The sequence below is a fragment of the Planococcus beijingensis genome, from assembly GCF_016820615.1.
GTDB classification, from domain to species: domain Bacteria; phylum Bacillota; class Bacilli; order Bacillales_A; family Planococcaceae; genus Planococcus; species Planococcus notacanthi.
Genome location: NZ_JADHDZ010000006.1, coordinates 162,886 through 174,332, shown reverse-complemented (window position 1 = coordinate 174,332; position 11,447 = coordinate 162,886). Strand labels below are relative to the sequence as shown.

Here is an 11,447-nt window from a genome sequence, read left to right as displayed (position 1 = left end):
TTGTCATTTGTATTTTTAATCTTTTTACCATTGCTTGCAGCTTTGTTTATTCCGCTGCTATTTAAGAAAGTCGGAAAAATCCATACTGGCTGGTTTGTACTGGTTGTCCCTGTCGCGCTATTCATTTACTATCTCTCATTGCTTCCTACTACCATCGAAGGCGGCAATTTAGTTTCTGAATTCCAATGGATCCCTTCGCTTGATATCGCATTCGTTGCATATATCGATGGGTTAAGCCTACTGTTCACTTTGCTGATTACCGGCATTGGGGCGCTAGTGGTGTTGTATTCCATATTTTATTTGGACAAACACCGTGAACAATTACATAACTTCTACGTTTATTTATTGATGTTCATGACGGCAATGCTCGGCATTGTCCAAAGTGACCATTTAATCACCCTTTACTTATTCTGGGAATTGACATCGATTTCATCTTTCCTTTTGATCGGTTACTGGTATACTCGCGACCGGTCGAGATTTGGCGCATTGAAATCAATGATGATTACTGTTTTTGGCGGATTGATGATGCTCGGGGGATTTGTGCTATTGAGCATTATGGGCGATACATATTCCATCCGCGAATTAATTCCGCAGGCAGCTGAGTTGGCAACACATGACTTCTTCATCTGGGCACTCGTTTTGGTGCTGTTCGGTGCCTTCACGAAGTCTGCACAGTTTCCGTTCTATATCTGGCTTCCGGATGCAATGGAAGCGCCTACTCCAGTCAGTGCATACTTGCACTCAGCGACAATGGTTAAAGCGGGCCTTTACCTGGTGGCTCGCCTGACTCCTATTTTCGCGCTATCCGGTACCTGGATGTGGCTGGTCGCCGGAGTCGGCTTGTTTACCATGTTCTGGGGTTCTTTCTTCGCCTTGAAACAAAAAGACCTGAAAGGGATTCTGGCTTTCTCGACCGTTTCTCAGCTGGGCTTGATCATGTCGTTACTGGGAGCTTCTGCTGCCGGCTATCATATCGACAATATAGCGGAAACCACATTCAAGTATGCAGGGTTCGCAGCTATTTTCCATTTGATCAACCATGCGGTCTTTAAAGGCAGCCTGTTCATGATTGCCGGTATCGTTGATCATGAGACCGGCACACGGGATATCCGAAAACTCGGCGGCCTCATGAGCTTAATGCCGATCAGTTTCACCGTCGCCATGGTCGGCGCCTTTTCTATGGCAGGACTGCCTCCATTCGGCGGGTTCCTGAGCAAGGAAATGTTCCTGACAGCCATGCTGTCTTTAACTGAATTCGATTTATTCTCCATGGACGTTTGGGGCGTTCTGTTCCCGATTGTGGCATGGCTTGGTTCTGTTTTCACATTCATCTACAGTTTCTATTTTGTGTTTCATACTTTTGCCGGCAAGCACAAGCCGGAGGAATTGCCGAAACCAGCGCACGAAGCGCCGATCGGTATGCTTATTTCACCTATATTCCTTGCTGTACTTGTTATCGTGATTTTCTTTATTCCGAATCGCGTCGGCGACTGGCTTGTGAAACCAGCTGTAATGGCTATCCAGCCATTCTTGTATAACTCACCGTCAGAAGTGGATGTCCATGTATCAGCTTGGCATGGTTTTAATACCGAGCTCTTTATGACACTCGGCATTTTTGCTGTCGGCGGCCTGATGTTCTGGACTCTGCACAAGTGGCAAAAGAGCTATGACCGCTTCCCTGATTCTGTTTCATTGAATGCGTTATATGACAACCTGATGTTTATGAGCGATACCGGAGCGAACCGTTTTTCCAAGCTTTACATGACCGGATTTATCCGCTCTTATTTGGTGTATATGTTCAGCTTTGTTGTCATCATTGTTCTTGGAACGCTGTTCTTGACTGAATCTTTCGCTTTTGATGTGACTAACCTGGCACCAATCGGCTTTTATGAAATCGTCATCCTGCTGGCTTTGGTCGGCTCGACGTTAACGATTTTGATTTCAAAATCAAGGCTGACCGCGATTATCGCTCTCGGGGCAGTCGGCTATTCAGTTGCGCTGTTTTTCGTCATTTTCCGTGCACCGGATTTGGCGTTGACACAACTGGTGATCGAGACCATTTCCGTTGCCCTGTTCCTGCTGGCTTTTTATCACTTGCCGCAGATCAGCCGCAAAGAAGAGCGCATGCGTTTCCGCCTTGGTAACGCATTGATTGCATTGGGTGTTGGGGTCACTATGACATTGGTCGCGCTGTCCGCTCACTCCCAGAAGTTCTTGCCTTCGATTTCTGAGTTCTACAAGGAAACGGTTTACTCTGAAGCAGGCGGCGGAAACATCGTCAACGTTATATTAGTTGATTATCGCGGGTTTGATACATTGTTTGAGATTGCAGTGCTGGGCATTGCCGGCATTGGCATCATTACGATGATTAAACTGCGGTTGACCAAAAAGGAGGGTCAGCATGAGAACAAATGATGTCATGCTTCAAACGGCTACAAAAGTAGTGACTTTCATCATCCTGATGTTTGCCGTCCACATATTTTTTGCTGGACATTACACACCGGGCGGCGGCTTTGTCGGCGGCTTGTTGACTACCAGTGCAATCGTGCTGCTGATGCTTGCGTTTGATATTGAAACCGTAAAAAAAATACTGCCGCTCAATTATGTGACGATGACAGCGATCGGCTTGCTGTTGGCGCTTGCCACTGCTGCCGCCTCCATCATCTTTGATGTTCCATTTTTTACACATGCTTATGATTATTTTGATTTACCGCTTTTCGGTAAAACTTCTCTGCATTCAGCGATGCTGTTCGATGCAGGTGTTTACCTGGTTGTTGTCGGTGTAACGATGACCATTATTCAAACGATTGGAGAGGATGAATAATGGAGATAATAATGTCGGTTGCCATCGGATTTCTCTTTATGGCAGCTGTTTACTTAATGCTTTCAAAAAGCTTGATACGCATCATCATCGGGACTGGGCTATTGAGCCATGGCGCCCATTTGCTGTTATTGACGATGGGTGGCCTTGGAGGAATCTCCCCTCCTGTCGTGGCAGACGGAGTCAGTATCAGCGATTACGCTGATCCGCTTCCACAGGCATTGATTTTGACAGCAATTGTCATTTCATTTGCTGTTACATCATTTTTCCTAGTGCTTGCTTACCGGTCTTATCAGGAGCTCGGTACCGACAATATGGATTTGCTGAGAGGAACTGAAGACCATGAGTAATTTACTGCTATTTCCAATCATCATTCCTTTGTTTTTTGCTACTGTCCTGATGATTTTCCCGAAACGCCTGAAACTTCAGCGTTCCCTTGCTGCAACCGGCGCTGGCGCAACGTTGATCGCCGCTTTGTTCCTATTGGCTAAAGTCAATGCAGATGGTGTCCAGGCCGTGACACTTGGCAGCTGGCCGGCACCGTTCGGTATATCCATGGTATCGGATCCGCTGTCCGCTTTATTGGTGGTCACGACTTCGATCATCACCTTATTCGTTGTGTTTTACAGTTTTCCGACGATTGGCGTGAAACGTGAGCAATCCTTTTATTATTCGGCTGTCCTATTTTTGATGGTCGGTGTCAATGGCGCCTTTACGACAGGCGATATTTTCAACTTGTTCGTATTTGTCGAAGTGCTGCTAATGGCTTCCTATACCTTAATCGTCCATGGTGGAGAAAAACCGCAACTGCGCGAATCCATCAAATATCTGCTGGTGAACATCATTTCATCCGCTTTATTTGTAGCAGCTGTCGCTTTCCTCTATTCTGTTACCGGAACGTTGAACATGGCGGATTTGGCAGTGAAGATCCCACAAATTGAAGAAACCGGGATTCTGACTGTCATAGCTGTCATGTTCCTAGTAGTCTTCGGTTTTAAAGCTGCAATCTTCCCACTGTACTTCTGGCTACCGGGGTCGTATTACTCGCCTCCTGTTCCAATATTGGCTCTGTTTGGCGCTTTGCTGACAAAAGTCGGCGTCTATGCAATCATGCGTACATACACGCTGTTCTTTACCATGAATATTGCCTTTACCCATGAATTGCTTGGAATCATTGCAATATTGACCATCCTCGCCGGATGTGTCGGTGCCCTTGCCTATTTTGACGTTAAAAAGATCATCATCTATAACATCATCATTGCTGTCGGTGTGATTCTATTCGGGATTGCGCAATTAAACCAGCCTGGAGTTGATGGCTCCATCTTTTATCTGCTACATGATATGCTGATCAAAGCAGCCTTGTTCTTCTTAGTTGGCATTGTAGCGGTCTTGTTCGGTACGACCGACCTCCGGAAAATGGGTGGATTGATCAAAACCTACCCGTTTCTTGGCTGGACCTATCTGGTTGCAGCATTTGGCCTTGCCGGCATACCTCCGCTTAGCGGATTTCCAGGCAAGCTGTTGATTGTCCAAGGCGGCTTTGAAGGACCACAATTCTGGGGCAGCATTGTCATCCTGGCGACTAGCCTGATTGTACTATTGAGTGCTGTACGCATTTTCATCTATGCATTCTGGGGCGAACCGGTTGAAACCGTTCCTCTAAAGAAATCCGTTTTTAATCAAATGTTTATCCCGACGGTCATCCTCGTTGCCATTACAGTGGTATTTGGGGTCGGTGCGGAACTCTTCATGCCGTTCATTTCAGGCGCGGGTGAAGTGCTGCTGAATCCATCCATCTATATAGATGCGGTATTAAAGGAGTAGGTGACATATGGCTTTACAAATCTTATTGAATTTCTTCCTGGCCTTTGTCTGGATGTTCATGACCGTTTCCTTTAGCCCTGCAGGATTTGCCATCGGCTTTCTTGTGGGCCTCGGCATCATCATTTTGATGCGCCGGTTCTTTTCCTACCGGCTGTATACTTCCCGGGTGTGGGCCGTCATCTTTCTGGTGCTGTTGTTTCTTAAAGAACTGCTCATGTCGAGCATCCAGGTTTTGCGGATTGTCCTTAAACCTAATATGAACTTAAAACCGGCTATTTTCGAACTGGAAACTGAGTTGAAAGAGGATTGGGAAATCACCCTTTTATCTGCTTTAATCACATTGACGCCTGGAACACTGGTTGTCGGAATTTCAAACGATCAGAAAAGGCTCTTTATCCACGCACTCGATTTTGAAGACATCGATGATGCTGTCAATTCCATCAAGGATACATTCGAACGTGCCATTCTGGAGGTGAGCCGCCCATGATGATGTTTTACTGGATTTCACTTATCATTGTCAGCATAGGATTTACAGGGTTGCTTTACCGGCTTGTTAAAGGTCCGACAATCGCTGACCGCGTAGTGGCACTGGATGCCATCGGAATTTCACTGGTGTCAATTGTTGCTTTGCTGTCCTTGATAAATGAAACGGAATTCTTCCTGGAAATTATCTTGTTGTTGAGTATTCTGTCCTTTATCGGAACTACTGCCTTCGCGAAATTCCTTGAGAGAGGAGAGATTTTCGATCGAAACGACAATCGTTAATATCCTCATCATTGTATTAATGAGCACAGGAGTCCTTTTCAGCGTAGTTACGGCGTTGGGGCTTATCCGTTTACCGGATGTCTACACACGCACACACGCCGCCTCCAAGAGCTCTACGCTTGGCGTTCTCTGCGTATTGATGGCCACCTTCATCCATTTTTGGCTGATTGAAGGCATCTTCAATACACAGATGGTCATCGCCATTGTCTTCCTCTTTATCACGGCTCCTGTAGGCGGCCATTTGATTGGACGCGCTTCCTATATGTCCGGCATCAAAGTGGCTGAAGAAACGGTCCGTGACGATATGAAAGACGCTCTGAAAGAAGAAAAGAAAGAAATAGACGAAAACAAAAGCATCGAACATTGAAAAGCAGCCTGCAGAAAAAATTCTGCAGGCTGCTTTCTATTTGACTCTTCTTTTATTTTCTAAAGCTTCTGTTGTGTTTCAGTCTTCGTCTGCCATCTTTTCAATTAGCATCGCTAAAGTTCTGACCATTGCACCGGTTCCGCCTTTTGGCCCCAAATCATGTGGGCCGTCTGCATCAGAGGTACCTGCAATATCCAAATGAATCCAAGGAGTATCGCCGGCAAATTCACCGACAAACCCCCCGCCAAAAATCATATGGCCATCGCGGCCAGGCGAATTATTCAAATCGGCCACGTTGCTTTTTCGGATGCGTTTCTTATCGTTTTCTGTTAAAGGCAAACGCCAGACAAACTCGCCACTTTCCATAGAGGCTTCCAGGAAGGTTTCAAAGAAGGCTTCGTCATTCGTCAAAGCACCTGTTTTGTCTTTTCCTAATGCTACAATAACGCCGCCCGTCAACGTCGCTACATCGACAATACGAGTGGCACCAAGTTGCTTCGCATAGCTCACGGAATCTGCCAGCACCAATCGCCCTTCAGCATCGGTGTTAAGGATTTCAATGGTTTTACCACTCATGGATGTAATGACATCATCTGGTTTGAAAGCATTTCCTGAAATCATGTTATCAGTTGAGGCAATAACCGCTATGACATTCTGCTTCGGCTGCAGCTCTCCAATGATCCGCATTGCACCTAGCACTGCAGCGGCACCGCCCATATCGCCTTTCATGCCGACAATGCCGTCTTTCGGCTTGATCGAATAGCCGCCAGTGTCAAATGTGATTCCTTTGCCGACAAGCGCTAATGGGTCTTCAAAACCTTCTGTCGCTTTGTATTTCAAAACGATCAGGCGAGGCTCTTCAATCGATCCTTGGTTAACTGCAAGAATTGCACCCATGCCCAATTCTTCAAGCTCAGCTTTGCCTAATATATCCGTTTCAAAGCCGTAGGTTTCGCCAAGCTCCCGTGCATACTCTCCCATCGCTGTTGCCGTTAAGATGTTCGCCGGCATATTGACAAGGGTCCGGGCTTCATTAACAGATTGACCGAAAACAGAGCCGATGATTGCAGCCGATTCAATATCCTCAGAACCGTCATTGGATAAGAAAGTCAAAGCTTCCAATTTTACTTGTGTTTCATTGGATGTCGTCTTGTAATCATCAAAACTATAGCCTCCCATGGTAATTGCTTCTGCAGCCAAAAAGGCAATATCTTCTGATGTGACTTTGTCGTTCTCAAACGATTCCAGGTAGACTGCTGCATGCTTAATTTTTTTCTTAGCTAATTCTTTGCCTGCCAATCCAAAGCATGAACGCAAGTCTTCTTCCGTCAATTTTTTACGGTCATTCAACCCAATAAATAAGACGCGTGGAACATCTCCAGACATTGACGGATAGGTGATCAACGATTTTAAATCGAATGACAGATCATCTTTGACCCAGCCTTCTAATTTGCCATCAAAACGCTTTGCAAATTCATCCCATCCTCTGCTGTTTTCCGGATGTCGGCTTAAACCGACAATAAGGATTTCGGCACCGCTATTCTGTGAATGCTGCTGTAAGTTGATTTGCATAAAATTCCTCCTTTATCTGTTCTCTTTAAGTGTAGCACTTAATTCGAAATTCGAGTAGTTCGTGTGACGAAGGAATAATCAGCGTTCGCAAATTCCACTTTTCTGATGTACGATAAAACCATAGTCAGAAAGAAAGGTTGTGGCCCCACATGGAAATTTTCTCTAACTTGCCTTTAATGATTGCCTTATTCGCAATTCTGTTCGCTCAATTTATAAAAATCCCTATTCAGTACGCTGTAACGCGTGAACTTGATTGGAAGCTGTTTTCTTCAACAGGCGGAATGCCCAGTTCCCATTCAGCTGCGGTAACATCTTTAACGACGGCAGTGGCTTTCGAGCACGGCGTCTCTTCCACAATATTTGCTGTTTCAACGATGTTCGCAGTCATTACCATGTACGATGCTACCGGCGTTAGGTTTCAGGCAGGCCAGCAAGCTTTGACAATCAACAAAATGCGGCAGGACATCTATCTTTTCATGGATGAAACCAGAAAATGGCCGCAGAAAAAAGAAGAAGAAAAGATTGAAGAACTGAAAACTCTGCTTGGCCACAAACCGAGTGAAGTTTTCATGGGCGCTTTGACAGGTATAGCGATTTCATTCGTTTTCTATGGCATACTGCGCTAACCATTAGAATCATTAAAAAAACGCCGATCCGGATAACCGGAACGGCGATTTTTTTAAAACATTTGATATCCCATTTTACGAAGGATCTTCATCACAAATCCTGCTGTGATGGCTCCAGCCCAACCGGCTAATAATACGGCAATATCACTACCAGTCATGGAAGTGATCGTGTCTCCAAGCATTGAAAAAGATTCACCCGGATTCGTAAAGTAATCGAATACGCCTACGTCATCCACCACCAGCAAAATGACAATCGGATAAACGATAGCCATCAGCCAAGTCATGCGCAGCAACATATTCAACAAAAACCCGATCCCAAAAAACATTACATAAAAAAGCAACATAGATATAATCAATTGCACAATCGTAAATGAACTGTTCATGAATTCTAACCTCCGTTATTCCCTTCATCAGTTTACCCGAAAAAACAGAGGCTTTCAATCTAGGAGAACAGAGTTCATCGCTTTGTCACTTATGATAGAAAAGCGGAGGCAGCCGTTCAACTTCGACAGGCATAAGACGCACTGGCTGTTCAGCATTTTTTCAGCTGCACAGCCGGAGTGGCCTGTGTTCCGAGGTGTCGGCTGCTGGATTCTAGACACCGAAAAGTGGGGCAACCGAAGTAGCAGTAGGGCATTGGGAAAAGCGTGGAGACCCTTATACAGAAATTCTCCATAAAAAAAGAAACGAACGGTGTTAAGTGATCCGCTCGTTTCTTTTTGTTATTTTTTACCGGAACCGGAACAGCAGGAGCAAGTTTCTGAACCGCCCAGTCGCAATTGAAAATATCCTTGTCCAGCACAATAAGGGCATTGGTTGACGTTTTTAGTCTTTTTGAAGATCGTCATTCGAAACACCTCCTTCTGTTCTTGTTTGTAATATTCTGATAATATAGCATGGAATACAAATAAAGTGCAACTAAAAAGAAAAAAAATAACGCATCTCTCGTTATTTTTGTCTCTTTTGTGTATGAATTTTCATTTTCTGAAAAATAACCTATAATCCGAATATCCGAATACTTTGCCGGGATCTACGTTTTCAATTAACCCCAATCCTTCTTCTAATACGAAAGAAGCCATTTCATGAAGCATAACAGATGCTTCTGCATCATTGGATAAATCAGCAGGCGATTGCCAACCTGCTTCGTAAAGCTCAGACAATTGCGCTTGGATAGGCTGTCCTTCATCGATAGCATCCAGTAAAAAAATCGCCATATTGTCGCTGATTTCTTCCCGAATGACCCCTGAACGAAACCCGATCATTCCAACCAGTCTACAATTGATGCCAGTTTCTTCTTTCACTTCCCTAACTGCCGCTTGATCAATAGTTTCATCGCCTTGTACGAATCCTGCGGGAAGTGACCATTTTCCGTGAAGTCCCCCGTATCTTTTTTTAACGACCAGCCATTGGCCACTGGAATTCACGACCAGCCCTGCGGCCCCAAGCCAGACATTGCCGCGTTTTGAACGTGCCACGAACAATCTCCCCCTTTACTTGAAATTCAGAATGAGCCATTAAGCACTAAATGCCTGTAGTCAATATTTTCAAATCTACAAAAAAAGCTCCCCGCGAAGGGAGCTTGGATCGAATCTTTACAGAACGTTGAATTTACCTTTTTTCATTACCAGCTTTGGTCCACCGATCATGAACAACGCACGGTTATCAATCATTTTCTTCATAAATGAAGCTCTTTTGCCTGTCACTTTTTTGCCGAATACAACACCGATAGCATCATCTTCACCAAGCGAACAAACAGTTCCTTTTAGATCTGGAACGAATTCAACAGTAGTATCACCGCTGATCAAAGCTTTCAAGTTTTTCGCAACATTTTCACCTTGTTGCATAGCGATTTGTGCAGTTGGAGGATATGGACGGTTTGTCTCTTCGTTGATCATCAATGCGCAATCTCCGATGATGAAGACATCGTCGAATCCTGGAGCACGCAAATCTTTGTCAACTTTCACACGAGCACGCATATTTTCGATTGGAGTCGCCTCAATCAAACGGTTTCCGCGAACGCCTGCAGCCCATACAACAGTACCAGCTTTGATGAATTCAAACTCATCGTCGCCTTTTTTGATTTTAACACCTTCTGGAGTTGCTTCTACAACCGGCGTACCAATTGAGAATTCAATTCCTTTGGACTCTAAATGGCCTACTGCATAATTGACCAATTCCGGATCGAAACCTGGCAATACCATTGGTGCAGCTTCTACACAGACGACACGAACTTTTTCGCGCGGGACATCGTATTCTTTGCACAATTCAGGTACACGGTTAGCCAATTCCCCTAGGAATTCGATTCCAGTGAATCCAGCTCCACCTACAATAATCGTTAGGCGGCTGTCATCTTTAACCGGTTCTGCAGACCATGTAGCGAATTGGAATTCAATGTGCTCACGGATATAACGTGCAGCTTTAACGTTAGCAATTGAAAGTGCATATTTATCAAGGCCTTCGATTCCGAAAGTTTCTCCTTCAAAACCAAGTGCAATAACGATATAGTCGTATGTAAACTCGCCGTTATCTGTAGAAACTTTTTTGCCAACTACATCAATAGCTTCGACAGTAGCTTGGACGAACTTCACTTTCACACCATCGATCACGTCTTTGATATCGTAACGCACCTGCTCTGGAAGCAATGTTCCTGCAGCTGCCTCATGAAGCCATGTGCTTTCATAATGGTATTCGTTTTTGTTGATCAAAGTAATATCTACAGCATCTGTGCCAAACTCTTTTTGCAGGTTCACTACAGTAGTCAATCCACCGTAACCTGCTCCTAATACTAATATTGACGGTCTTTTCAACACAATCGCAACCACCTTCAAGTCATTTTTTCATCGTATATTCACTAAGAGTCCTACTCCTGTTATACCGATAAACACCTATACACTATACTAGACCTTTTACAGCATGATTTCAACTGGTGACTGTAATTTATCGCTGTTTTTCCACAACAAAAAAGCCGGTTTGTGACCGACTTTCAACAGTTTTCCGGTGTCCCCGCTTTTTTGGCTGTCCGGAACGAAGTTCCGCAGCCGCATGAAGCGATGGCATTCGGATTTTCAATTGTAAATCCTCCACCCATCAAGGACTGTTTGTAATCAACAACCGTGCCTTGGAGAATAGGTGCATCTTCTTTCGCAACCAAAATCGGGATTCCAAATTGCTCGTACAGATCATCAGCATCACTCTGAGTTTTTTCAAACCCCATACCGTATGTCAGTCCGCTGCATCCGCCCCCTTTGACAGCAACACGCAAAAAGGATCCTTCTTCTTCGTTATGGCGCATCATTTCTTTTACTTGAAATGAGGCCGCTTCTGTAATTTCTACTACTTCTGTCAATGAAATCACCTTCCTATATGGGTTATCATAGCAATTTTTTTCATTACTATTCAAGCTGTCCGCCTTGAAACGCTCGAACAAGTCGAAAATCAATAAAAAGACTGCCTAGAGAGATTATATAATACA

General features: G+C 44.7%; 14 protein-coding genes. 8 read left to right on the top strand and 6 right to left on the bottom strand.

Going from position 1 to position 11,447, the window contains the following annotated elements:
* Genes IRE19_RS15150 through mnhG form a run of 7 tightly spaced genes read left to right on the top strand, consistent with a single transcriptional unit; the run spans window position 1 to window position 5,777 of the window.
* Window positions 1-2,415: a Na+/H+ antiporter subunit A gene (locus IRE19_RS15150; protein ID WP_203341027.1), complete on the top strand. Its 2,415-nt coding sequence runs from the start codon at window positions 1-3 to the stop codon at window positions 2,413-2,415.
* Entirely contained in the window at window positions 2,402-2,824 is a 423-nt protein-coding gene (locus IRE19_RS15145) for a Na(+)/H(+) antiporter subunit B (protein WP_191716490.1), read from the top strand. Before IRE19_RS15150 ends, IRE19_RS15145 begins: the two co-directional genes overlap by 14 nt.
* Window positions 2,824-3,171: a Na(+)/H(+) antiporter subunit C gene (locus IRE19_RS15140; RefSeq protein ID WP_203341026.1), complete on the top strand. Its 348-nt coding sequence runs from the start codon at window positions 2,824-2,826 to the stop codon at window positions 3,169-3,171. Before IRE19_RS15145 ends, IRE19_RS15140 begins: the two co-directional genes overlap by 1 nt.
* Window positions 3,164-4,645 carry a Na+/H+ antiporter subunit D gene (locus IRE19_RS15135; RefSeq protein WP_203341025.1) on the top strand — a complete coding sequence of 494 codons (1,482 nt, stop codon included), beginning with the start codon at window positions 3,164-3,166 and terminating at the stop codon, window positions 4,643-4,645. The genes IRE19_RS15140 and IRE19_RS15135 overlap by 8 nt, the downstream gene beginning before the upstream one ends.
* 7 nt (window positions 4,646-4,652) lie before the next feature.
* Window positions 4,653-5,132 (top strand): Na+/H+ antiporter subunit E, encoded by a 480-nt coding sequence (locus IRE19_RS15130; RefSeq protein WP_203341024.1) that lies wholly within the window; start codon window positions 4,653-4,655, stop codon window positions 5,130-5,132.
* Window positions 5,129-5,410 (top strand): Na(+)/H(+) antiporter subunit F1, encoded by a 282-nt coding sequence (locus tag IRE19_RS15125; protein ID WP_203341023.1) that lies wholly within the window; start codon window positions 5,129-5,131, stop codon window positions 5,408-5,410. The genes IRE19_RS15130 and IRE19_RS15125 overlap by 4 nt, the downstream gene beginning before the upstream one ends.
* Window positions 5,370-5,777 (top strand): monovalent cation/H(+) antiporter subunit G, encoded by a 408-nt coding sequence (gene mnhG, locus IRE19_RS15120; RefSeq protein ID WP_349291287.1) that lies wholly within the window; start codon window positions 5,370-5,372, stop codon window positions 5,775-5,777. The genes IRE19_RS15125 and mnhG overlap by 41 nt, the downstream gene beginning before the upstream one ends.
* 78 nt (window positions 5,778-5,855) lie before the next feature.
* Here mnhG and IRE19_RS15115 read toward each other — a convergent pair whose 3' ends face one another.
* On the bottom strand, window positions 5,856-7,349 hold the full coding sequence (locus tag IRE19_RS15115; RefSeq protein ID WP_203341022.1) for a leucyl aminopeptidase: 1,494 nt from the start codon (window positions 7,347-7,349) through the stop codon (window positions 5,856-5,858).
* Window positions 7,350-7,498: 149 nt separating this feature from the next.
* On the opposite strand from IRE19_RS15115, the gene IRE19_RS15110 reads away from it, so the two are divergent.
* Window positions 7,499-7,975 carry a divergent PAP2 family protein gene (locus tag IRE19_RS15110; protein ID WP_191716496.1) on the top strand — a complete coding sequence of 159 codons (477 nt, stop codon included), beginning with the start codon at window positions 7,499-7,501 and terminating at the stop codon, window positions 7,973-7,975.
* A gap of 53 nt (window positions 7,976-8,028) precedes the next feature.
* On the opposite strand, the gene IRE19_RS15105 is transcribed toward IRE19_RS15110, so the two are convergent.
* The 5 genes from IRE19_RS15105 to IRE19_RS15085 all read right to left on the bottom strand — a co-directional run bounded on the left by IRE19_RS15105 (window position 8,029) and on the right by IRE19_RS15085 (window position 11,321).
* Window positions 8,029-8,358 carry a YuiB family protein gene (locus IRE19_RS15105; protein WP_191716497.1) on the bottom strand — a complete coding sequence of 110 codons (330 nt, stop codon included), beginning with the start codon at window positions 8,356-8,358 and terminating at the stop codon, window positions 8,029-8,031.
* A 339-nt stretch (window positions 8,359-8,697) separates the two neighbouring features.
* The gene (locus IRE19_RS15100) at window positions 8,698-8,823 is read right to left on the bottom strand and encodes a YuiA family protein (RefSeq protein WP_191716498.1); all 126 of its coding nucleotides are present in this window, start codon (window positions 8,821-8,823) and stop codon (window positions 8,698-8,700) included.
* Between the two features lie 129 nt (window positions 8,824-8,952).
* A complete protein-coding gene (locus IRE19_RS15095) occupies window positions 8,953-9,450 on the bottom strand; it encodes an NUDIX domain-containing protein (protein WP_191716499.1) in 498 nt (165 codons plus the stop codon).
* A 117-nt stretch (window positions 9,451-9,567) separates the two neighbouring features.
* The gene (locus tag IRE19_RS15090) at window positions 9,568-10,782 is read right to left on the bottom strand and encodes an NAD(P)/FAD-dependent oxidoreductase (RefSeq protein ID WP_191716648.1); all 1,215 of its coding nucleotides are present in this window, start codon (window positions 10,780-10,782) and stop codon (window positions 9,568-9,570) included.
* 176 nt (window positions 10,783-10,958) lie between these two features.
* The gene (locus IRE19_RS15085; protein ID WP_191716500.1) at window positions 10,959-11,321 is read right to left on the bottom strand and encodes a HesB/IscA family protein; all 363 of its coding nucleotides are present in this window, start codon (window positions 11,319-11,321) and stop codon (window positions 10,959-10,961) included.
* Window positions 11,322-11,447: the final 126 nt, after the last annotated feature.

Coding starts and splice junctions, on each gene's coding strand:
- IRE19_RS15130 (WP_203341024.1), top strand. CDS start 4,653: ATGGCTTTACAAATCTTATTGAATTTCTTCCTGGCCTTTGTCTGGATG.
- IRE19_RS15115 (WP_203341022.1), bottom strand. CDS start 7,349: ATGCAAATCAACTTACAGCAGCATTCACAGAATAGCGGTGCCGAAATC.
- IRE19_RS15125 (WP_203341023.1), top strand. CDS start 5,129: ATGATGATGTTTTACTGGATTTCACTTATCATTGTCAGCATAGGATTT.
- IRE19_RS15135 (WP_203341025.1), top strand. CDS start 3,164: ATGAGTAATTTACTGCTATTTCCAATCATCATTCCTTTGTTTTTTGCT.
- IRE19_RS15140 (WP_203341026.1), top strand. CDS start 2,824: ATGGAGATAATAATGTCGGTTGCCATCGGATTTCTCTTTATGGCAGCT.
- IRE19_RS15100 (WP_191716498.1), bottom strand. CDS start 8,823: ATGACGATCTTCAAAAAGACTAAAAACGTCAACCAATGCCCTTATTGT.
- IRE19_RS15105 (WP_191716497.1), bottom strand. CDS start 8,358: ATGAACAGTTCATTTACGATTGTGCAATTGATTATATCTATGTTGCTT.
- IRE19_RS15145 (WP_191716490.1), top strand. CDS start 2,402: ATGAGAACAAATGATGTCATGCTTCAAACGGCTACAAAAGTAGTGACT.
- IRE19_RS15110 (WP_191716496.1), top strand. CDS start 7,499: ATGGAAATTTTCTCTAACTTGCCTTTAATGATTGCCTTATTCGCAATT.